Origin of the sequence: Pseudomonas sp. B111 (assembly GCF_026428275.1) — a bacterium.
GTDB classification, from domain to species: Bacteria; Pseudomonadota; Gammaproteobacteria; order Pseudomonadales; family Pseudomonadaceae; genus Pseudomonas; species Pseudomonas aeruginosa.
Map to the genome: position 1 here is coordinate 3743604 of NZ_CP097857.1, position 19644 is coordinate 3763247.

Genomic DNA, 19644 nt, shown 5'->3' on the forward strand with positions numbered 1-19644 from the left:
ACGGCTCGCGCCCGCCCGTTTCGCTCCGGCGGCGCGTGCGCCGGCAGCAAGACAACAACGAGGAAACGCTCCATGTCCAAGTCCAGCTACTACGCGCCGCACGGCGGGCACCCGGCACAGACCGAGCTGCTCACCGACCGGGCGATGTTCACCGAAGCCTATGCCGTGATTCCCAAGGGGGTGATGCGCGATATCGTCACCAGCCACCTGCCGTTCTGGGACAACATGCGCATGTGGGTGATCGCCCGCCCGCTGTCCGGCTTCGCCGAGACCTTCTCGCAGTACATCGTCGAACTGGCGCCCAACGGCGGCAGCGACAAACCGGAGCAGGATCCCAACGCCGAGGCCGTGCTGTTCGTCGTCGAAGGCGAGCTGAGCCTGACCCTGCAGGGCCAGGTCCACGCCATGCAGCCGGGCGGCTACGCCTTCATTCCGCCGGGCGCCGACTACAAGGTGCGCAATACCACCGGCCAGCACACCCGCTTCCACTGGATCCGCAAGCACTACCAGAAGGTCGACGGCGTACCGCTGCCGGAAGCCTTCGTCACCAACGAGCAGGACATCCAGCCGCTGGTGATGCCGGACACCGAAGGCCGCTGGAGCACCACCCGCTTCGTCGACATGAGCGACATGCGCCACGACATGCACGTCAACATCGTCAACTTCGAACCGGGCGGCGTGATCCCCTTCGCCGAGACCCACGTGATGGAGCACGGCCTGTACGTGCTGGAAGGCAAGGCGGTGTACCGCCTGAACCAGGACTGGGTCGAGGTGGAGGCCGGCGACTTCATGTGGCTGCGCGCCTTCTGCCCGCAGGCCTGCTATTCGGGCGGCCCGGGGCGCTTCCGCTACCTGCTGTACAAGGATGTCAACCGGCACATGCGCCTGACCCTCAATGCGCCGCATTGAGGGCGGGACAGGCTGAAAGGGAACCCGGCGCCATGGCGCCGGGTTTTTCGTTTGCGGAAGGCACCCAGCCCGTCGTCAGCTCCGGGTGCGGAGGCTTTCAGGGCGAACCGAACATGGCCGTCCAGTAGATTCCCGCGTCGCTCTTCGGATCGGTGGCGTAGGCCGCGCCCAGCTCGCGGTAGCCGGGGTTCATCAGGTTGGCGCAGTGGCCCGGGCTGGCCAGCCAGCCGTCGACCACCTTGTCCACCCCGTCCTGGCCGGCGGCGATGTTTTCGCCGATCAGCCCGCCGCTGTAGCCGGCCAGCTCGGCGCGGTCGCCGGGGGTGCGGCCGTCGCGGTCGAGGTGGTCGAAGAAGTTGCCGTTGGCCATCGCCCGCGAATGCGCTTCGGCGGAGCCGCCAAGGGTGGCGTTCCAGGCCAGCGGCTGGGCCGCTGCGTAGGGCTTGCCACCGCACTGGCGGGCTTGCCCGCGGGCGGCGTTGATCCGTTCCAGGAGCTTCTGCCCTTCCGCCTGCCAATCGCCCATGCCGCCGCGCAGCAATGGCCGGGCGAGGACGATGCGCCAGTCGCGGTCCTGGCGGCTGACGCCGACGTCGACGAATTGCGGGTCGAGCACCACGCGGCAGAAGCTTTCCTGCAGCGCCTTCATCGCCGCGCCGGCATCGCGCGGCCCGGAAAGGCTGATCGACTGCACGTTGACCATCGGGTAGGCGGCCTGCGCCATCGCCTGCTGCAGGTCGCCGGCGGCATTCACCGGCAAGGCCAGGCGCGGATCGGCGGCCAGCGGCGGCAGTTCGCCGCTGGCCTGCCCGCCGCAGGACTGCACCTGGCCACGGTAGGCGTTGATCGCCTCGACCAGTTGCGCCTCGTCGGCGGCACTGGCGGCCGCTGCGAGCGCCAGTCCGAGCGTCAGTACGGCCAAACGCGGGATGCTTGGGATTGCCATGGAAATCTCCTCGATCTGATGGCGCCTATGATGCGCGATTCCGCGGCGCGCCGCCGCATTCGACCGGAACCCGGCGCCGGCGTTGCAGGCTCAGGCCGGCGCTTCGGCGAACGCCTCCACCAGCCGCTCGATCACCGCGCGGACCCGCGCGGTGTGGCGCAGGTCCTTGTGGGTAACCATCCACACCTCGTATGGCCGGCGTCGCTCACGCTGCGGCCAGACCCGCACCAGTCCGTCGCGCTCGCCCATGTACAGCGGCAGCTCGCAGAGCCCCAGGCCACGCGCCAGGGCCTGGCGCACCATCATGTTGGAATTCACCGCGATGACCACCCGGCCGTCGCGGATCGGCTCGCCGCCCAGGGTCAGTTCGCGCTGGCTGTGCCAATAGGGTTCGTACATCACCAGGTCGTGGCCGCGGAAACGCTCGCCGGGCACCGGTACGCCGTTGCGCCGCAGGTAGTCCGCGGAAGCGAACAGGCCCATGGGCCAACTGGCGAGTTTTCTCAGGATCAAATCGGGATTTTCCGGCCGCAGGGTGCGAATCGCGATGTCGGTCTCGCGCTTGGGCAGGTCGACCACGGCCGAAGCGCTGTCGAGCAGCACGCGGATATCCGGGTGTTCAAGGTGCAGGCGGGCCAGGGCGGGTAGCACGAAGTCGACGGCCAGGGAGTCGGTGGTGGACAACCGCACCTCGCCGGACAGTCGGTGGTCCATCCCGCGGGTCCGCCGCAGCAGCTCCAGGGCCGAGCGCTCCATCTTCTCGGCCAGTTCGAAGGCCGCCTCGCCGGCCGGGGTCAGCAGGTAGCCGGACGAGGTGCGCAGGAACAGGGTCGAGCCCAGCGCCGCCTCCAGCGACGCCAGCCGCCGGCCCACCGTGGCCTGGTCGATGTGAAGCGCGCGGGCGGCGCCGCGCAGGGTGTGCTCGCGGCAGAGCGCGAGGAAGACGCGGGTGTCGTCCCAATTCATGGCGGTTTTCCTGATGCATTTTCGCATCAGTCTAATGAAAAAGCGCTGCACGACCACGGCATCCGCGCTGATTACCATGCGAACCAGGTCCGAACCACTTTCCCAGGAGCATGCGATGAGCAGCACGAACCGATTTCCCGAACGAATGACCGCCATCGAGATCGCCCGGCCCGGCGGCCCCGAGGTACTGGTGGCGACCAGCCGGCCGCTGCCGACGCCCGGCCCGCGCGAGGTCCTGGTCGAAGTCCGCGCCGCCGGCGTCAACGGTCCCGACGTGCTTCAGCGCAAGGGCGTGTACGACCCGCCGCCCGGCGCCTCGGACATTCCCGGCCTGGAGATCGCCGGCACGGTGCGGGCGGTCGGCAGCGAGGTCAGCCGCTTCGCCGTCGGCGAGGCGGTGATGGCGTTGATTCCCGGCGGCGGCTACGCGCAGTTCGCGGTGGCCGACGAGCGCACCACCCTGCACCTGCCCGACGGCCTGGGCATGGAGGAAGCGGCGGCGCTGCCGGAAACCTTCATGACCGTCTGGGTCAACCTGTTCCAGCGCGGTGGCTTCAAGGCCGGCGAGACGCTGCTGGTCCACGGTGGCGCCTCCGGCATCGGCACCACCGCGACCATGCTGGGCAAGGCCTTCGGCGCGGCGAAGATCTTCACCACGATCTCCAGCGAGGCCCAGCGCGAGGCCAGCCTGCGCCTCGGCGCCGACGTGGCGATCGACTACACCGAGCAGGACTTCGTCGAGGAAGTGCTGCGCGGCACCGAAGGTCGCGGGGTCGATGTGATCGTCGATATCGTTGCCGGCGACTATGTGACGCGGAACTATCAGGCGGCGGCGATGAACGGACGGATCGTGCAGATCGGCGTGATCAAGGGCAAGGCCGCCGAAGTCGACCTGTTCCCGATGCTGAGCAAGCGCCTGGTCCATCTTGGCTCGACCCTGCGCTCGCGAAGCCACGACGAGAAAGGCGCGATCATCGCCGAACTGGAGCGCCAGGTCTGGCCGCACGTGCGCGCCGGCGCTGTCCGGCCGCAAGTGTTCCGCACCTTCCCCCTAGAGCAGGCGCGCCAGGCCCACGAACTGATGGACTCCGGCCAGCACATCGGCAAGATCGTCCTCACGTCCGCTCCCTGAAGCCGCTCAGACCTCGATATCGCCCAGGCGCAGCGCCCGCGCCACCGCCTGGGCGGTGGACGCCGCGCCGAGACGGCGGCGGGCGGCACGCAGGTGATTCTCCACGGTGCGCTCGGAAATCATCAGGATCGCCGCCACCTCCGCCTGCTGCTTGCCCAGGGCGATCCATTGCAGGACTTCCCGCTCGCGCTCGCTGAGCGCTTGCGCATCGCCCGCCGACACAGGGCCGCGCAGGCGCTTCAGGGCGAAGAACAGGATCGGGCAGAAGGCCTGGGCGGCGAGCTTGCAACCGGCATTCAGGTCCAGCCGCTCGCCGGCAAAAGACACCGCGCCCTCCAGGCCGTTGCGGCCGAACACCGGCACCTGCATGCCATTGACCTGGCCGAGGTCGCGGACCCCACGGACGATGCGGTAGGTCATGCGCGCCGGATCCTCCGAGGGGTTCTTCGACCAGAAGAACGGCTCGTCCAGTTCGAGGATGTGCCGGGTGACCGGACAGTGCAGAAGATAGGCGTCGCGCTCCTGGGCGCTGCGCCCCTCGGCCCAGTCGCCATGGACGAAGAACAGCTCGTCGATCAGTTCGTCCTCGCCGGGGCGGGGGAACAGGCTGCAGACGATCACCCGGTCGAAGCCCAGGCGTGCGGCGAACTCCACCATCTCGCGGCAGACCGCCTCGGTGGTAGCGGCCTTGCGCAGCCGGGCGACGCTGTCGAAGAGAAGGCTGGCGTAGTCGGTCATGGAGCGGACGTTCCTGGCTTTTCCCGCATGATCCCCGGCTTGCCGGCAAAAGCCCATAGGGGAAAACCCTCAGGCGACCGATCGTGGGTTAGGGGATTTCCCCTATTTCGCCGGCCGGCGACCCCGCCTATGGTCTTGGTGCGACCTCCATCACGCAGAAAGGAACGAGCCATGAGCAACGAGCGCGACACCAGCAGAACCCCGACGCCCGACCACGCCGAGCACAACGCGTTCTTTCCCTCGCCCTATTCCCTGAGCCAGTACACCTCGGCGAAGACCGACTTCGACGGCGCCGACTACCCGACCCCGTACAAGGGCGGCAAGAAGGTGCTGATGATCGGTACCGACGAACGCTACATCCTGATGCAGAACGGCAGCATGTTCTCCACCGGCAACCACCCGGTGGAAATGCTCCTGCCGATGTACCACCTGGACAAGGCCGGCTTCGAGTTCGATGTCGCCACGCTCTCCGGCAACCCGGTGAAGCTGGAGATGTGGGCGATGCCCGGCGAGGACGAGGCGGTGAAGAGCATCTACGCGAAGTACCTGCCCAAGCTGAAAGCGCCGCAGAAGCTCGCCGACCTCCTGGAGCAGGCCGTCGCCGACGACTCGCCGTACGCCGCGGTGTTCGTTCCCGGCGGCCACGGCGTGCTGGCGGGCATTCCGCACAGCCGGGAGGTGAAACGGCTGCTCAATGCCTTCCTCGCCAAGGACCGCTACATCATTACCCTTTGCCACGGTCCGGCCTGCCTGCTGGCACCGGCGGTCGAGGAGAAGCCGGAGGACTACCCGTTCAAGGACTACGAGATCTGCGTGTTCCCCGACGCCCTGGACACCGGCGCCAACCTAGAGATCGGCTACATGCCCGGTCCCCTGCCCTGGCTGGTGGGCGAGAACCTGCAGAAGCTCGGGGTGAAGATCCTCAACAAGGGCATCACCGGCCAGGTCCACCGCGACCGCAAGCTGCTCACCGGCGACAGCCCGCTGGCCTCCAACAACCTTGGCAAGCTGGCCGCCAAGACCCTTCTCGAAGCGTTCGCCCGCTGATTCCCCGCCGCGCCCCGTCCGTGCCCCACGGACGGGGACATCTCCCGTTCGTCCCGGCGTCATCGAACTTAAACCGGCCTGGCGCAGCATCGTCCTTCAGGAAGAGGAATGGCGCGTTGCCCGACGCCGTCCGGCGAAAGACGAATCGATGACCGCACAGAAAGAAAACTCTGACAGCACACCGACTAGTCGTCCTCCCTTCCCGCCGTTACGGTTCCGGGCTTGCGCACAAAGCCGAACCCAAGGGGGCCCCTCATGTCACTGCCGCCGTACCTCCAGCCCGGCGACAAGGTCGTGTTGTACGACCAGCACTGCCGCTTCTGCACGCTCTGGAGCGGTTTCCTGGCACGCCGCGCCGACCACCGGCTGAAGCTGCTTGCCGCGCAGTCCGCCGAAGGCCTGGCGATTCTCGATTGGTTCGGGCTGGCACCCGATCATTTCGACACCTGGCTGTTCGTCGACGGCGCCTACGCCTGCGACGACAACGATGCCCTGCTCGAGGTGCTGCGCCTGTTGCCGGGCCCCTGGCGTCACCTGCGCTGGCTGCGCCTGCTGCCAGCCTGGCTGCGCGACGAGTGCCACGAGGCGCTACGGCGCAACCGCTGGCGCTGGTTCGGCCGCCAGCGCCAGCCCCTCCGTCGTCGCTCCTGGCGTCCCCGTCGGGCCTGACGCCTCTCCGCACTGGCCGTGGCGGGTTATGCTGCCTGCGCACCAGCCTGCGGACCCATACCTGCCATGGCCCTTGACCCGAGCCAACGCCGACGACTGCGCCACGCGCTATCCGACGCCTTCGTCGACACTCTCCTGGAGCCCGAGGATATCGCCCGGCGGATAAAGGGCGTCGACCCGGCGTTGCTGGAACGGTTGTTCTTCGAGGAGGTGGCGCCGGTCTGCCACGGCAACCTGCTCAGCCCCGCTCCGGCGGTCTGGACCGCCTTCGACGAGGCCTGGCTGGAAGAGGCCATCGAGCGACGCCTGGCGCGGCAAAGGGGTAGCGCCCTGCGACGCTGGCACGAGCGCTGCCTGGTCGCCTGGCTGCGATGGCGATACGCCGACACCTGGCGCGCGATCGCCGGCGCTCTTTGAGCGAGCGCCTCAGTGAAATACCGAATGGATGAGCTTGCCGGCCTTCTTCGTGTCGACCGCCTGCTGGCGTACCGGCGGCAGCGGCTCGCGCTTGTCCTTGTCTGCCTCGTTCATCTGCGCCACCCAGGCGTCCACCCGATCGCGGCTGACGGCGCCGTAGTTGAGACGGCAGCTATCGACGAGGGTCTTGCCCTTCTTCTCCTTGTAGCTGCACTGCACGCGGAAGTCGCCGATGTAGTTGGTGGCGAAGCTCTCGGCACGGAACGGCGCGGAGAACGGCTTGGAGGTATAGGTCTCGTAGTAGTAGTCGGTCTTGGTCAGCGGCGTAGAACGACAGTTGGACTCCACGTTCACCGCCGTGTGGGTGACGCTGCGCTTCCTTTTCTGGACCGTCTTCTCCAGCGCCTCGCCGTTGGCCTCGCAGCGCTCCTCGTACGCACCGGTCTCGCGGGTGACGGTATAGGACAGGTACCTCACCTCGAACTCGTAAAGCTCGTAGTAGCGCGGCGTCAGTGCGAGGCTGAACAGCTCGGAGTACGACGAGGTGGTGACGTGGGCCGCATGGGTCTTGGAGGCGGGATCGCGGAAACGCAGGATCAGGCGGGTGGACGGGTCGTTGCTGCCGGTGTTCTCGAAGCCGACCACGCCGGTGACGAAGCTGGGCGGATCGCCGGCGCGCATGGAGAACCAGGACGACACCGAGCCCTGGTTCGCCGGGTTGATGTTGCAGCCCGCCAGCGATGCCATGCAGGCGAGCACGGCAGGTAGCTTTCCTTTTCTGGGCGTCATTGAAATCCCTTTGCTCGCGACAGGAGGAAAATATCGTTAGGAAACAACGTTGAGAGGCCGGCAAGGATACCCGACTGGCGCACGGGTCGCATCATTATGACATCACGCCGCCCGCCGGCGTTGCCGCGACCGTTCGTCGAACCTGTGAATTCCGGTAGTTTCCCTTGCCGTCGCTGGCGTCCCAGGATCGGGATTTCCTGTGTTCGCCGGGAGGATCCTGGCGTGTCCACGACCAGCCTCTGCCCCTCCGCCACGCGGGAACACGGTCCCGGCGCGAAACGCGTCCTGCCTCTGCTGTTCCTCACCTGCCTGCTGGATGCCGCTGGCGTCGGCCTGATCGTGCCCCTGCTGCCGACGCTGATCGGCAGCGTGGCGCCGCTGGCGATCCGCGACGCGGCCACCTGGGGCGCCGCCCTGGTGATGACCTTCGCGCTGCTGCAATTGTTCTTTTCGCCGGTCCTCGGCAGCCTCAGCGACCGCTTCGGACGCCGCCCCGTCCTGGTCCTGGCGATGCTCGGCTTCGCCCTCAGCTATCTGCTTCTGGCGTTGGCCGACAGCCTCTGGATGCTGTTCCTCGGTCGCGCGCTGGCCGGGCTCACCGGCGCCAGCGTGGCCACCGCGATGGCCTGCGCGGCGGACCTCGGCACGCACGGGCAGCGCACCCGGCACTTCGGCTGGCTGTACGCCGGCCTCGCCCTGGGCATGATCCTCGGCCCCGCTCTCGGTGGGCTGCTGGCGATGCACGGCACGACGCTGCCGCTGTTGCTGGCCGCCGGCCTGTGCCTGCTCAACGCCCTGCTCGCCGGCCTGTTCCTCGAGGAAACCCTGCCCCCGACGCGACGCCGCCGCCTGGATCCGAGGCGGATGAACGCCTTGCGCTCGATCAGCGGCCTGGCTCGACAACCGGGGGTCGGACGCCTGCTGGCGGTGCTTGCCCTGGTATTCCTCGGCTTGCAGGCGGTGATGGTGGTCTGGCCCTTCTTCGTGATCGAGAAGTTTCACTGGAGCAGCGCCTGGATCGGCTACTCGCTGGCCCTCTACGGCGTGCTCGCGGTGCTCGCCCAGACCCTCGGCGTGAACCTCTGCAAGCGGCGCCTGGACGACGCCCGCCTGCTGCGCCTGGGCCTCGCCCTGCAAGGCTGCGGCCTGCTGCTGTTCGCCCTGGTCGACTCGTCATTCTGGCTGGTCTGCGCGCTGCTGCCCTTCGCGCTCGGCAGCCTCGCCACCCCGGCCATGCAGGGGCTGCTCTCGGCCCGCGTGCCGGTCGATCGCCAGGGCGAGTTGCAGGGCGTGCTGAGCAGCCTGATGAGCCTCGCCGCGATCGTCGGTCCGCCGCTGATGAGCGGCCTGTTCCACTGGGGCAGCGGTCCGCTCGCGCCAGTGCCCCTGGCCGGCGCGCCATTCCTCGCCGGCGCCCTTCTCGTTCTGGCCGGGCTGGTCCTGGCCTGGCAACTTCGACCTACGGGAGAAGACCGATCATGGACCGGATAGACATGGGCGTGCTGGTGGTGCTGTTCAATCCTGGCGACGACGACCTGGAACACCTTGGCGAACTGTCGGCGGCCTTTCCGCAACTGCGCTTCCTCGCCGTCGACAACTCGCCGCACAGCGATCCGCAGCGCAACGCCCGGCTGCGCGGGCAAGGCATCGCCGTGCTCTACCACGGCAACCGGCAGGGCATCGCCGGCGCCTTCAACCAGGGGCTCGACACGCTGTTCCGGCGCGGCCTGCAGGGTGTGCTGCTGCTCGACCAGGACTCCCGTCCCGGCGGCGCCTTCCTCGCCGCCCAATGGCGCAACCTGCAGGCATGCAACGGCCAGGCCTGCCTGCTCGGTCCACGGATCTTCGACCGGGGCGACCGGCGCTTCCTGCCGGCCATCCACCTCGACGGGCTGGCGCTCAGGCAACTGTCCCTGGACGGCCTGACGACCCCACAGCGCACCTCGTTCCTGATCTCCTCCGGCTGCCTGCTGACCCGCGAGGCCTACCAGCGCCTCGGCCACTTCGACGAGGAACTGTTCATCGACCACGTGGACACCGAGTACAGCCTGCGCGCCCAGGCGCTGGACGTGCCCCTGTACGTCGACCCGCGGCTGGTCCTCGAGCACCGCATCGGCACGCGCAAGACCCGCCGCCTCGGCGGTCTCAGCCTCAGCGCGATGAACCACGCCCCGCTGCGCCGCTACTACCTGGCGCGCAACGGCCTGCTGGTCCTGCGCCGCTACGCCCGGTCCTCGCCGCTGGCCCTGCTGGCGAACCTGCCGACCCTGACCCAGGGCCTCGCGGTGCTCCTGCTCGAACGCGACAAGCTGCTCAAGCTGCGCTGCCTGGGCTGGGGCCTGTGGGACGGCCTGCGGGGGCGCGGCGGCGCACTGGAGCGCAACCGCCCGCGCCTGCTGAAGCGCCTCGCCGGTCCGGCCGTGGCGTCCGTAGCTTCCGGCAAGGCCAAGGCCTAGTCGGCGAAACGCATTCCCGCATAGGGCGCTTGCCGGCACGCCGCGAGCCGGCTGCGCAGGTCGCCGACGTGGGCCTCCAGGCGATGGCCGTCCGGGTCGAGGAAGTAGAACGAATCGCCCTCGCTGCGGTTCTGCTTCCATTCGCGCACGCCATGCGCGCGCAGCTGCGCGGCGAAGCGGGCGAAATCCGCGGCGGCGATGCCGAAGGCGTAGTGCGTGTAGTCCGCAGCCGGCCCGCCGTACTGCGGCTCCCGGGACAGGCACAGCCACAGCGAACCCAGTTCGAGATAGGCGCCCTGGTCCCAGCGCGCTTCCAGGCGAAAGCCGAGAAGATCGCGGTAGAAGGCGATGCTGGCCGGCAGATCGGCGACCGCCAGGGTCAGGTGATTGAGACCGGTGAGCATGGGGGCTCCTTGCAAGGTGTGGCGGGAGGTCGACTCAGGCACGTCCCAGCCAGTCGCCGCGGATCATTTCCATCAGTTGGCGCAAGCCGGGTTGCGGCTGGCGTCGGCTCGGATAGTAGAGGCAGAACGGCGCGCCCATCGAGGTCCAGTCCGGCAATACCAGTTGCAGCCGGCCGCTACGCAGCTCCTCGGCGATTCCCACCTCCAGGCAGTAGGCCAGGCCGACACCGTCCAGGGCCGCGGCAACCGCCGTATTGCTTTCGTTGACGCTGAAGGGGCCGGGCACGTCGACCTCGACCATCCGCTCGCCGTCGCCCAGTTCCCATTTGTAGAACGAGTTGTCGCCCAGGCGCATGCGGATGCAGGCGTGCCGCAACAGGTCGTCCGGCCGCTGGGGCACGCCGTGGCGCGCCAGGTAATCGGGCGACGCGGCCACCACCCAGCGCAGCTCCCCGGTCAATGGCACCGCGACCATGTCCTGGGGCACCGTGCCGCCGTAACGGATGCCGGCGTCGTAGCCGTCGGCGACGATGTCGACCATGCGGTCCTCCACCGAAAGTTCCAGTTGCAGGTCCGGATACGCCTCGGTGAAGCGCCTGAGGACCGGCCCCAGCAGCAGCCGCGAGGCATCGCGCGGCACGTTCAGGCGCAGCCGGCCCACCGGCGAGGTGCGATAGGCATCGAGCTCGCCGAGCGCCTCGCCGATCACCTGGAAACCATCCTCCAGCTTGGCCGCCAGCGCGCTGCCGGCATCGGTCGGCACCACCGAACGGCTGGTACGGTTGAGCAGCTTCACCCCGAGCCGCGCCTCGAGGTTGCGCATGCTGTGGCTCAGCGCCGAGGTACTGACACCCAGTTCCTGGGCCGAGTGGCGGAAGCTGCGGCGCCGGACGATGGTCATGAAGACGTTCAGGTCGGCGAGTTCGGAACGGGTGAAAGCCGGCATTCCAGGGCTCCTGGCAGTTCTCGGAGGTCAATGCAGCATTGAGCCACATTCAATCTCGGGTGATCTAGAGTAATCGCTCCGTGCCGCCGAGCGCATTGCCGGCAAGCGTTTTCCCGATCTGCAGGAGTATTTCCATGAGCGTTGAAAGCATTCGCATCGAGGGTATCGACACGCCGGTCTCGCGCATCGGCCTCGGCACCTGGGCCATCGGCGGCTGGATGTGGGGCGGCGCTGACGACGCGACGTCGGTGGAAACCATCCGGCGTGCGGTGGAATCCGGGATCAACCTGATCGACACCGCGCCGGTCTATGGCTTCGGCCATTCCGAGGAGGTCGTCGGCAAGGCCTTGCAGGGCCTGCGCGACAAGGCGGTGATCGCCACCAAGGCGGCGCTGGAGTGGAGCGACGCGGGCATCCACCGCAACGCCTCCGCCGCACGCATCCGCCGGGAGGTCGAGGACTCGCTGCGGCGGCTGAAGACCGATCGCATCGACCTGTACCAGATCCACTGGCCGGACCCGCTGGTGGCGCACGAGGAAACCGCCGGCGAACTGGAGCGCCTGCGCCGCGACGGCAAGATCCTCGCCATCGGCGTGAGCAACTATTCACCGGAACAGATGGACGGGTTCCGCCAGTTCGCTCCGCTGGCCAGCGTGCAGCCGCCCTACAACCTGTTCGAGCGCGCCATCGACGCCGACGTGTTGCCCTACGCCGAGCGTAACGGCATCGTCGTGCTGGCCTACGGTGCGCTGTGCCGCGGCCTGCTTTCCGGACGGATGAACGCCGAGACCCGCTTCGATGGCGACGACCTGCGCAAGTCCGACCCGAAGTTCCAGCAGCCCCGCTTCGCCCAGTACCTGGCAGCGGTCGCGCAACTGGAGGAACTGGCTCGCGAGCGCTATGGCAAGTCGGTGCTGGCCCTGGCCATCCGCTGGATTCTCGATCGCGGCCCTACGGTGGCGCTGTGGGGGGCGCGCAAGCCGGAGCAGTTGAACGGCATCGCCGACGCCTTCGGCTGGCGCCTGGACGACGAGGCCATGGCCCGCATCGAGCGGATCCTCGCCGAGACCATCCAGGATCCGGTCGGTCCCGAGTTCATGGCGCCGCCCAGCCGCAACGCCTGATCGGACGGCCGGGGCGGCAACGCCCCTGGCCGCTGGCCTGACGGAGCGGCGGAAGGCAAAATGGCGGTTTTTCTCAAGGACTGCCGGATCAGTTATGGAAAACGTCTACAAGACCCCGGAAGCGCCCCTGGTGGAAACCCGCGGCGCGAAGCGGGCGCATTTCTTCGTCACTTCCCTGGGCAAGATGAGCGTGCTCTTCCTCGTCACCCTGGGGCTGTACGGCGTGTACTGGATGTACAAGCACTGGAAGGCCCAGCAACCGCAGATGGAGCGGCGGATCAGCCCGGTATGGCGGGCGATCTTCGGCATCTTCTTTTTCCACGCCCTCGCCCGGCGGATCCACCAGGCCCTGCCGGAAGAGCGCCAGGCACTATGGAGCCCGAGCAAGGATGCGACCTGGGCGGTGCTGCTGACGGTCGCGGCGAACCTGATCAGCCACCTCACCGATGTGGTCCCCGCGCTGGAGCCCTACTCGCTGCCCTCGCTCCTGCTGCTGCTCACGCCGCTGATCCCGATGCGCAACATCCAGCGCCAGGCCAACCTCGCCAGCGGCGACCCGCAGGGCACGGGCAACGCCGGCTATTCGGGCTACAACCTGCTGTTCATCGTGCTCGGCGCGCTCTACTGGCTGCTGATCCTGATCGGTTCCGCGGTGATCCTCTTCGGCTCGTCCCAGGGCTGAGCCGCCTCAGCCGGGAAACGCCCGGCGCAACAGTTCGGGCAGCATCTCGCCGGCCGGACCGACGAGACAGTGCTCGCGCGGATGGCGGGTGCGCACCGTTTGCGGGTTCACATGCACGACGCTGGCACCGTGTTCCAGCGCCAGTCCGGGTATCCGCGCCGCCGGCTGCACCACGCCGGAAGTGCCGACGCTGAGCAACAGGTCGCACTCGCAGGCCGCGGCGAAAGCCTCGCGCAGCGCCGCCTCGGGCAGCGCCTCGCCGAACCAGACCACGCCCGGCCGGACCTGTCCGCCGCAGGCCGGACAACGCGGCGGCTCGATCCGTCGTCCCTCTTCCGGCTCGACCGAATCGGGCAAGGCGTCCCGGTAGGCTGCCGCGCAGGTCGCGCAACGCGGCGCGTGCAGGCTGCCATGCAGGTGAAGGACGTCGCGGCTGCCGGCGCGTTCATGCAGGTCGTCGACGTTCTGGGTGACCAACCGGGTGTCGGCGATCCGTCCGCTCAATGCGGCAATCGCCCGGTGCGCGGGATTCGGCTGGACACCCAGCACCTTCAGGCGGCGCCACTCGTACCAGCCCCAGACCAGCGCGGGATCGTCGGCGAAGGCCGCGGGCGTAGCCAGGGCCGCCGGATCGTAGCGCGCCCAGAGACCGCCAAGGGCATCGCGGAAGGTGGGAATCCCGCTTTCCGCCGACACCCCGGCGCCCGTGAAGATCACCAGGCGGCGGGCGCCGGCGAGCAGTTCGACGACAGCGCGCATCTCGCTCCTCCGCTTACAGCGCGGACAACGCGCGGTATTCGTCCTGGGCATGCTGGTCGGTCATGCCGCTGACGAAATCCTGGAGCATGCGGCAGCGGTGGTAGAACTCCCACTGCCGCTGCAACGGGTCCTCCGCCACACTTTTCATGGCCTCCAGGTAAGCCTTGATCTGCTGGCTCGGCAGGCGCCGAACCAGCAGTTGCGGATGCGGCGCGGCGGCCTGGCGACCTTCGGCGAGGGCCTGGAACTCCTCGGCCGGCAGGCGCAGCAGCGGCGCGTAGAAATCCAGCAGGCCCTGGATGATGCGGTAGCCCTGCAATTCCAGGGTTTCCACCTCCGGATGGCAGAACACCCATTCCATGGCCACATCCTTGAACGTCTGGACGATGGCGTGCGGCAGGCTGCCGTCCTCCATCAGCGCGCGGCCGAGGGTGCCGGCATGAACCGCTTCGAGGTTGTCGATGAACTGCTGGGCGGCGTGCTGGACCAGCGGGTGGATCATTTTCACCCGCAGGCGGATGAAGAATTCGCTGACCTTGTTGATCGGCTCCCGCTCGGCCTTTTCCAGCGAGTAGTCGACCATCCGCTGGAAGCTCATGTTGTCCGCGTCGCCGGGAATCGGCGCGTCCGGCGAATGGTGGACGGCAAACTTCTTCACCAGCAGATCCGCCAATTGACGGATGTCGAGGATGCCTTTTTCCACCGAGTCTTCGATATCGGCCAGGCAATAGGAGATATCGTCGGCCGCTTCCATGATGTAGGCCACAGGGTGGCGAGTGCCCGGGCGCATGCCGAGGACTTGGCGCAGTTCGTCGACGAAGGCTTCCTCGGAAAGATAGAAGCCCGGCTTCTTGTTCAGGTAGTGGTTCGCCGCTGCCTTGTCCGGCTTCGGCTCGTAGGCCGGACGCACGTACTTGAGCAGGCCGGCGGTCTGCGTGTAGGTGAGGTTCAGGCGCAGCAGCTTCACCACCAGGCGGATGGCCTGGGCGTTGCCTTCGAAATGCTTGAGGTCGGTGAGCATGCGCTGCTGCAACAGGCCGTCGCCCTGGCCCGGCGGTACGCGGCGCTCGAACAGGGCGTCGAGATTGCGTTCGAACCAGTCGTTGATGGCGTACTCGCCGAAATGACCGAACGGCGGATTGCCGACGTCGTGCATCAGGCAGGCCATTTCCACCAGGCTTTCCAGCGCGCCTTCCAGCCCGTCCAGGCCGACCTCCGCGGCACGCGGGCCCAGTTGGCGGAACAACGTGCGGACGATGAAACGCCCGGTCTGCTGCACTTCCAGGGAATGGGTCAGGCGGCTGCGCACCGCCGCGTTGCGCTCCAGCGGGAAGACCTGGGTCTTCTGCTGCAGGCGCCGCACGGCGGCGGAATTGACGATGCGCCCGCGGTCGCTTTCCAACTGGTAGACGATGTCTTGCAGATCGGTATTCCCGGCATGTCCGTAGGTTTCCCTGTCATGCGGACGCTGGCGGGATATCCGCTCCTTGAAATCCACGGCCCCTGGCATCTGGCGCTGTTCTCCACTCGGTCGGCTGGGAAACCCGAGCCTAGCGCGTGGCGGCGGTTTAACCAAGGTCGCGACAATCCGTCCCACTACCGTTCGCGATCCGCCCTCTTCCCCGGGCGGCGGCAACTGGCAGAATACCCCGCTCGGCACCAGCGACCCCCGCCGCAGAACGGGGGCGCCGCCAATCATGCGTGCGCCCATAGAAACAGGAACGTTCAGGGAGGTTCCGCATGAGCATCACATCCACCGACATCTGCCAGGCCGCCGATGCCCTCAAGGGGTTCGTCGGTTTCAACCGCAAGACCGGCCGCTACATCGTGCGTTTCAGCGAAGACTCCTTCGGCATGGACGTAGCCGACGACAGCATCACGCCCACCAGCGAGTTCGTCTGGAGTTCGGTACGCGACGACGTCATGCGCCTGGGCCGCGAGCAGTTGCAGATCCTGCTGGAACAGAACATCAACGAACGACTGAACATCGGCGAGCCGCTACTGGTCTATCTGCGCCGCCAGGACCTGCCGGAAATCACCGCACAACGCCAGTTGCGCTGAGCGCCGTCGATCGCCGCCCGCGCCGGGCGCTGCGCCACGCATTATGCTGGAAGCGTCCGCCGCCGTCCGGCGTCGCGGACGCCATCGGCCATCCGGCGCGCCACGCAGGTGCTGCGTGGGGAGGTGAACGCCATGAGCAAGGGACTGAACGCGAAGAAGGAAACTCGTAGGAAACCGCTGAAAACCGCCCAGGAGAAACGCCTGGCGAAACGAGCGAAAAAACACGCTCCGGCGGCGCCGCTCGGCACCCCATCGCGGAGCTGAGCCAGGCCGGAGCGGAGCCGCAGGCGCAACCGCTCAATCGTCCGCGGCGGGGTCCAGGTCGGGGAACAGCACCTCGGTGAAGCCGAACTTGCTGAAGTCGGTGATTCGCGAGGGATACAGGCGGCCGATCAGGTGGTCGCACTCGTGCTGCACCACCCGCGCATGGAACCCTTCGACGCTGCGGTCGATCGGCTGTCCCTGCGGGTCCAGGCCCTGGTAGCGGATGCGCCGATGGCGCGATACCGCGCCGCGCAACCCCGGCACCGACAGGCAGCCCTCCCAGCCCTCTTCCATCTCGTCGTCCAGCGGGGTGATCCGCGGGTTCAGCAGGATGGTCGCCGGCACGGCCGGGGCGTCCGGATAGCGCTCGCTGCGCTCGAAACCGAAGATCACCAGTTGCAGGTCGACGCCGATCTGCGGCGCGGCCAGCCCTACCCCGCCGACGTGATGCATGGTTTCGAACATGTCGTCGATCAGCCGTTGCAGCTCCTCGCTGCCGAGCAGTTCGGACGGCACCGGCTGCGCAATGCGCAACAGGCGCTCGTCACCCATCTTGAGGATTTCCCGGATCATGCCGCCCCCTGATTAAGGTCAGTAACGTCCTACATGCTCAGCCAGAAAACCAGACAGGACAAGACGCAAAGAGCTTCCATCTCCGGCAATTGCGTCATTGGTTTGACACCGAACGGCTTTCTTTCCCGGCACATCCGGTAATATTCGCCGCACACCGACTACACTGGCCAGTCGTACCACCCCGCTACGTTTTCCTGGAGGAAACCTTTTTGCCTTCGTTGCCCACCTTGCAGCCCCTCGACCTCTACAGGCGCACCCTGGCCTGCCTGGTCCTGGCGGTTTCCTGCCTGGGCGGCGGAGGCCTGTGGGCGGACGACGCACGGACGTCGGTCGAGCAACGCAGCAACGCGGTCAGCCAGGTTCTGCTGGGCATATTCAGCTACGTGCGCTGGCCGAAGGAACCGGCGGTTCTGCAACTCTGCGTGGTCGGCCCGACCGAGTACGCCGACGGCCTGCTCCGCGGCATGGTGCAGGCCAATGGCAGGCGCGTGCATGCGGAACGCCGCGCGGTGGACAACCCGGACCTCGGCACGCTCTGCAACGTGATCTACCTCGGAGTGGTCGACGAGCGCGAGCGCCAGCAGGTGTTCCACAGCCTGGCCGGGCATCCGGTCCTGTCCATCAGCGAGCGTGGCACCGAATGCAGCGTCGGCAGCATGTTCTGCCTCAACGTCGGCGGTCCGCGCATCACCTTCGAGGCCAATCTCGACTCCATCGCCCGCAGCGGCGTACGCGTGCACCCGAGCGTATTGAAACTGGCAAGGCGGCAGGCCACTCCGTGATGAACCGTCGTCGTCGCTATACGGGTTCCAATCCATCGCTGCGCCGGGTGCTCTATCGCGCGCACCTGGGCGTGGCGCTGGTCGCGGTATTCACCGCCGGGCTGGCAGTGACCCTGGTCGGCCTGCTGACCCTGCGCGCCTACGCGGACCCCAACCAGCAACTGATCGCCCGTTCCATCAGCTATACCGTCGAAGCCGCAGTGGTCTTCGGCGATGCCCAGGCCGCCGAGGAATCCCTGGCGCTGATCGCCTCCAGCGAAGAGGTCTCCAGCGCCATCGTCTACGACCGCCAGGGGCAGCCCCTGGCCAGCTGGCATCGGGAAAGCACCGGGCCGCTGCACCTGCTGGAACAGCAACTGGCGCACTGGCTGCTCAGCGCGCCGACCGAACAACCGATCCTGCACGACGGCCAGAAGATCGGTTCGGTGGAGGTGAAAGGCTCCGGCGGCAGCCTGCTGCGCTTCCTGCTCACCGGTTTCGCCGGCATGGTCCTGTGCCTGCTGCTTACCGCCCTGGGCGCCTTCTACCTGTCACGGCGGCTGGTACGCGGTATCGTCGGCCCGCTCGACCAACTGGCGAAGGTCGCGCATACCGTGCGCCGCGAACGGGATTTCGAGAAGCGCGTACCGGAAGCCGGCATCGCCGAGCTGAGCCAACTGGGCGAGGACTTCAACGCCCTGCTCGACGAACTCGAATCCTGGCAGGCGCGCTTGCAGGACGAGAACGCCTCGCTGGCGCACCAGGCCCACCACGACAGCCTGACCAGCCTGCCCAACCGCGCCTTCTTCGAAGGCCGCCTGAGCCGGGCGCTGCGCGATGCCAGCGAGCACCGCGAGCAATTGGCGGTACTGTTCATCGACAGCGACCGTTTCAAGGAGATCAACGACCGCCTCGGCCATGCCGCCGGCGACACCGTGCTGGTCAACATCGCCATGCGCATCCGTGGGCAGTTGCGCGAAAGCGACCTGGTGGCGCGCCTGGGTGGCGACGAATTCGCCGTGCTGCTCGCACCGCTGGCGTCCGGCGCCGACGCCCTGCGCATCGCCGACAACATCATCGCCAGCATGCAGGCGCCGATCCGGCTCAGCGACGGCAGCACGGTGAGTACCTCGCTGACCATCGGCATCGCCCTCTATCCCGAGCATGCGGATACCCCGGCGGCGCTGCTCCACGACGCCGACATGGCGATGTACATCGCCAAGCGCCAGGCCCGCGGCAGCCGGCGCCTGGCGGAACTCAACGACCCCCGCATCCTTCAGGAAGAAAAGGAGATAGACAGTGCTACCCCAGAGGCTCCACCCAAGTAGATTGCTCGCCCTCGCCCTGTTCAGCCTTGTGCTGGGCCTGGCCGGTTGCCAGACCAAGCCGCCGCAGACCGGCCTGAGCGCCGAGCAGATCGCCGTGCTCCAGGAGCAGGGCTTCGAACTCCGCGACGAAGGCTGGGAGTTCGGCATGTCCAGCAAGGTGCTGTTCGGCAACAATCTCGACCGTCTCAATCCCGACAGCCGCAACACCCTGACGAAGATCGCCCACGCCTTGCTCGCGGTAGACATCGACAAGGTCCGCCTGGAAGGCCACACCGACAACTACGGCGACGAAGGCTACAACCAGAAGCTCTCCGAACGGCGCGCCGAATCGGTAGCCGCGGTGTTCCGCGAAGCCGGCATGCCGGCGGCCAACATCGAGGTCCGCGGCCTGGGCATGAGCAAGCCGGTGGCCGATAACAAGACCCGCGCCGGCCGCAGCGAGAACCGCCGCGTCGCCATCATCGTTCCCGCCGAGTAATCCTGCGCTCGCGGGCTGCGTACGGCCCACCCGTACCTGGCCCGTCCATCGCCCGGCCCCGCCGCCACCCCGCTTCCGGCCTATGTTGAAGGAAGAAGCCAGCAGACCGGCGTACCGGCCGCCGCTGCCGCGGATGCTAGACTGAATGCTGCGCAAGAAACCGACAATCCCGGCCGACCTGCCGCTTGCGGGTGC

General features: G+C 67.6%; 23 protein-coding genes. 14 read left to right on the top strand and 9 right to left on the bottom strand.

The features are described from left to right. Positions 1 to 72: 72 nt before the first annotated feature. The gene (locus M6E97_RS17320) at positions 73 to 909 is read left to right on the top strand and encodes a bifunctional allantoicase/(S)-ureidoglycine aminohydrolase (RefSeq protein ID WP_003086528.1); all 837 of its coding nucleotides are present in this window, start codon (positions 73 to 75) and stop codon (positions 907 to 909) included. Between the two features lie 97 nt (positions 910 to 1006). On the opposite strand, the gene M6E97_RS17325 is transcribed toward M6E97_RS17320, so the two are convergent. Beyond that, complete coding sequence (locus M6E97_RS17325; RefSeq protein ID WP_033939259.1) at positions 1007 to 1855, bottom strand: CAP domain-containing protein; 849 nt, start codon at positions 1853 to 1855, stop codon at positions 1007 to 1009. Positions 1856 to 1945: 90 nt separating this feature from the next. Continuing rightward, positions 1946 to 2821 (bottom strand): LysR family transcriptional regulator, encoded by an 876-nt coding sequence (locus tag M6E97_RS17330; protein ID WP_003109095.1) that lies wholly within the window; start codon positions 2819 to 2821, stop codon positions 1946 to 1948. Between the two features lie 145 nt (positions 2822 to 2966). Here M6E97_RS17330 and M6E97_RS17335 point away from each other — a divergent pair, with 145 nt between their 5' ends. Continuing rightward, a complete protein-coding gene (locus M6E97_RS17335; RefSeq protein ID WP_033862728.1) occupies positions 2967 to 3953 on the top strand; it encodes an NAD(P)H-quinone oxidoreductase in 987 nt (328 codons plus the stop codon). A gap of 6 nt (positions 3954 to 3959) precedes the next feature. Here M6E97_RS17335 and M6E97_RS17340 read toward each other — a convergent pair whose 3' ends face one another. Beyond that, on the bottom strand, positions 3960 to 4691 hold the full coding sequence (locus M6E97_RS17340; protein ID WP_003140557.1) for a PA1136 family autoinducer-binding transcriptional regulator: 732 nt from the start codon (positions 4689 to 4691) through the stop codon (positions 3960 to 3962). Positions 4692 to 4862: 171 nt separating this feature from the next. On the opposite strand from M6E97_RS17340, the gene hchA reads away from it, so the two are divergent. The 3 genes from hchA (at position 4863) to M6E97_RS17355 (ending at position 6824) form a co-directional block, all read left to right on the top strand. Beyond that, positions 4863 to 5738 (top strand): glyoxalase III HchA, encoded by an 876-nt coding sequence (gene hchA / locus M6E97_RS17345; protein ID WP_003109098.1) that lies wholly within the window; start codon positions 4863 to 4865, stop codon positions 5736 to 5738. Between the two features lie 255 nt (positions 5739 to 5993). Beyond that, on the top strand, positions 5994 to 6407 hold the full coding sequence (locus tag M6E97_RS17350; RefSeq protein ID WP_003109099.1) for a thiol-disulfide oxidoreductase DCC family protein: 414 nt from the start codon (positions 5994 to 5996) through the stop codon (positions 6405 to 6407). Positions 6408 to 6473: 66 nt separating this feature from the next. Beyond that, positions 6474 to 6824, top strand: coding sequence for a DUF7079 family protein (locus tag M6E97_RS17355; RefSeq protein ID WP_003109100.1), 351 nt, complete (start codon positions 6474 to 6476; stop codon positions 6822 to 6824). A 9-nt stretch (positions 6825 to 6833) separates the two neighbouring features. On the opposite strand, the gene M6E97_RS17360 is transcribed toward M6E97_RS17355, so the two are convergent. After that, positions 6834 to 7523 carry a hypothetical protein gene (locus tag M6E97_RS17360; protein WP_079381517.1) on the bottom strand — a complete coding sequence of 230 codons (690 nt, stop codon included), beginning with the start codon at positions 7521 to 7523 and terminating at the stop codon, positions 6834 to 6836. Positions 7524 to 7835: 312 nt separating this feature from the next. Here M6E97_RS17360 and M6E97_RS17365 point away from each other — a divergent pair, with 312 nt between their 5' ends. Both M6E97_RS17365 and M6E97_RS17370 read left to right on the top strand, forming a co-directional pair. Next, complete coding sequence (locus M6E97_RS17365) at positions 7836 to 9104, top strand: MFS transporter (RefSeq protein WP_024947637.1); 1269 nt, start codon at positions 7836 to 7838, stop codon at positions 9102 to 9104. After that, positions 9092 to 10069 (top strand): rhamnosyltransferase, encoded by a 978-nt coding sequence (locus M6E97_RS17370; RefSeq protein WP_023112251.1) that lies wholly within the window; start codon positions 9092 to 9094, stop codon positions 10067 to 10069. The genes M6E97_RS17365 and M6E97_RS17370 overlap by 13 nt, the downstream gene beginning before the upstream one ends. Here the strand turns inward: M6E97_RS17370 and M6E97_RS17375 are convergent. Both M6E97_RS17375 and M6E97_RS17380 read right to left on the bottom strand, forming a co-directional pair. Continuing rightward, positions 10066 to 10473 carry a FosA family fosfomycin resistance glutathione transferase gene (locus tag M6E97_RS17375; RefSeq protein WP_003082280.1) on the bottom strand — a complete coding sequence of 136 codons (408 nt, stop codon included), beginning with the start codon at positions 10471 to 10473 and terminating at the stop codon, positions 10066 to 10068. The two genes, M6E97_RS17370 and M6E97_RS17375, sit on opposite strands and share 4 nt — an antisense overlap. A 34-nt stretch (positions 10474 to 10507) precedes the next feature. Then, complete coding sequence (locus M6E97_RS17380) at positions 10508 to 11419, bottom strand: LysR family transcriptional regulator (RefSeq protein ID WP_003086503.1); 912 nt, start codon at positions 11417 to 11419, stop codon at positions 10508 to 10510. A 134-nt stretch (positions 11420 to 11553) separates the two neighbouring features. Here M6E97_RS17380 and M6E97_RS17385 point away from each other — a divergent pair, with 134 nt between their 5' ends. Together M6E97_RS17385 and M6E97_RS17390 are read left to right on the top strand one after the other, a co-directional pair. Then, entirely contained in the window at positions 11554 to 12543 is a 990-nt protein-coding gene (locus M6E97_RS17385) for an aldo/keto reductase (RefSeq protein WP_003082273.1), read from the top strand. Between the two features lie 94 nt (positions 12544 to 12637). After that, a complete protein-coding gene (locus tag M6E97_RS17390) occupies positions 12638 to 13225 on the top strand; it encodes a DUF4234 domain-containing protein (RefSeq protein ID WP_003082271.1) in 588 nt (195 codons plus the stop codon). Positions 13226 to 13231: 6 nt separating this feature from the next. Here the strand turns inward: M6E97_RS17390 and M6E97_RS17395 are convergent, their stop codons facing one another. Together M6E97_RS17395 and dgt are read right to left on the bottom strand one after the other, a co-directional pair. After that, positions 13232 to 13984: an SIR2 family NAD-dependent protein deacylase gene (locus tag M6E97_RS17395; RefSeq protein ID WP_003082269.1), complete on the bottom strand. Its 753-nt coding sequence runs from the start codon at positions 13982 to 13984 to the stop codon at positions 13232 to 13234. Between the two features lie 13 nt (positions 13985 to 13997). Then, the gene (gene dgt / locus M6E97_RS17400) at positions 13998 to 15494 is read right to left on the bottom strand and encodes a dGTPase (protein WP_033939249.1); all 1497 of its coding nucleotides are present in this window, start codon (positions 15492 to 15494) and stop codon (positions 13998 to 14000) included. Positions 15495 to 15724: 230 nt separating this feature from the next. Here dgt and M6E97_RS17405 point away from each other — a divergent pair, with 230 nt between their 5' ends. After that, complete coding sequence (locus tag M6E97_RS17405; RefSeq protein WP_003082265.1) at positions 15725 to 16045, top strand: DUF2025 family protein; 321 nt, start codon at positions 15725 to 15727, stop codon at positions 16043 to 16045. 132 nt (positions 16046 to 16177) lie between these two features. Then, a complete protein-coding gene (locus tag M6E97_RS17410; RefSeq protein ID WP_003086493.1) occupies positions 16178 to 16309 on the top strand; it encodes a hypothetical protein in 132 nt (43 codons plus the stop codon). A gap of 33 nt (positions 16310 to 16342) precedes the next feature. Here the strand turns inward: M6E97_RS17410 and def are convergent, their stop codons facing one another. Beyond that, entirely contained in the window at positions 16343 to 16882 is a 540-nt protein-coding gene (gene def, locus M6E97_RS17415) for a peptide deformylase (RefSeq protein ID WP_033939247.1), read from the bottom strand. 209 nt (positions 16883 to 17091) lie between these two features. Here def and yfiR point away from each other — a divergent pair, with 209 nt between their 5' ends. Genes yfiR through M6E97_RS17430 form a run of 3 tightly spaced genes read left to right on the top strand, consistent with a single transcriptional unit; the run spans position 17092 to position 19449 of the window. After that, entirely contained in the window at positions 17092 to 17664 is a 573-nt protein-coding gene (gene yfiR, locus M6E97_RS17420; protein ID WP_003086488.1) for a diguanylate cyclase inhibitor YfiR, read from the top strand. Further along, positions 17664 to 18971, top strand: a complete 1308-nt coding sequence (gene tpbB / locus M6E97_RS17425; RefSeq protein ID WP_003116327.1) for a diguanylate cyclase TpbB — start codon at positions 17664 to 17666, stop codon at positions 18969 to 18971. The genes yfiR and tpbB overlap by 1 nt, the downstream gene beginning before the upstream one ends. Beyond that, entirely contained in the window at positions 18943 to 19449 is a 507-nt protein-coding gene (locus M6E97_RS17430; RefSeq protein ID WP_003133895.1) for an OmpA family protein, read from the top strand. The genes tpbB and M6E97_RS17430 overlap by 29 nt, the downstream gene beginning before the upstream one ends. Positions 19450 to 19644 lie beyond the last annotated feature (195 nt).

Coding starts and splice junctions, on each gene's coding strand:
- M6E97_RS17405 (WP_003082265.1), top strand. CDS start 15,725: ATGAGCATCACATCCACCGACATCTGCCAGGCCGCCGATGCCCTCAAG.
- tpbB (WP_003116327.1), top strand. CDS start 17,664: ATGAACCGTCGTCGTCGCTATACGGGTTCCAATCCATCGCTGCGCCGG.
- M6E97_RS17390 (WP_003082271.1), top strand. CDS start 12,638: ATGGAAAACGTCTACAAGACCCCGGAAGCGCCCCTGGTGGAAACCCGC.
- M6E97_RS17320 (WP_003086528.1), top strand. CDS start 73: ATGTCCAAGTCCAGCTACTACGCGCCGCACGGCGGGCACCCGGCACAG.
- M6E97_RS17355 (WP_003109100.1), top strand. CDS start 6,474: ATGGCCCTTGACCCGAGCCAACGCCGACGACTGCGCCACGCGCTATCC.
- M6E97_RS17410 (WP_003086493.1), top strand. CDS start 16,178: ATGAGCAAGGGACTGAACGCGAAGAAGGAAACTCGTAGGAAACCGCTG.
- M6E97_RS17385 (WP_003082273.1), top strand. CDS start 11,554: ATGAGCGTTGAAAGCATTCGCATCGAGGGTATCGACACGCCGGTCTCG.
- M6E97_RS17330 (WP_003109095.1), bottom strand. CDS start 2,821: ATGAATTGGGACGACACCCGCGTCTTCCTCGCGCTCTGCCGCGAGCAC.
- M6E97_RS17370 (WP_023112251.1), top strand. CDS start 9,092: ATGGACCGGATAGACATGGGCGTGCTGGTGGTGCTGTTCAATCCTGGC.
- dgt (WP_033939249.1), bottom strand. CDS start 15,494: ATGCCAGGGGCCGTGGATTTCAAGGAGCGGATATCCCGCCAGCGTCCG.
- M6E97_RS17380 (WP_003086503.1), bottom strand. CDS start 11,419: ATGCCGGCTTTCACCCGTTCCGAACTCGCCGACCTGAACGTCTTCATG.
- M6E97_RS17335 (WP_033862728.1), top strand. CDS start 2,967: ATGACCGCCATCGAGATCGCCCGGCCCGGCGGCCCCGAGGTACTGGTG.
- M6E97_RS17395 (WP_003082269.1), bottom strand. CDS start 13,984: ATGCGCGCTGTCGTCGAACTGCTCGCCGGCGCCCGCCGCCTGGTGATC.
- def (WP_033939247.1), bottom strand. CDS start 16,882: ATGATCCGGGAAATCCTCAAGATGGGTGACGAGCGCCTGTTGCGCATT.
- hchA (WP_003109098.1), top strand. CDS start 4,863: ATGAGCAACGAGCGCGACACCAGCAGAACCCCGACGCCCGACCACGCC.
- M6E97_RS17350 (WP_003109099.1), top strand. CDS start 5,994: ATGTCACTGCCGCCGTACCTCCAGCCCGGCGACAAGGTCGTGTTGTAC.
- M6E97_RS17375 (WP_003082280.1), bottom strand. CDS start 10,473: ATGCTCACCGGTCTCAATCACCTGACCCTGGCGGTCGCCGATCTGCCG.
- M6E97_RS17340 (WP_003140557.1), bottom strand. CDS start 4,691: ATGACCGACTACGCCAGCCTTCTCTTCGACAGCGTCGCCCGGCTGCGC.
- M6E97_RS17325 (WP_033939259.1), bottom strand. CDS start 1,855: ATGGCAATCCCAAGCATCCCGCGTTTGGCCGTACTGACGCTCGGACTG.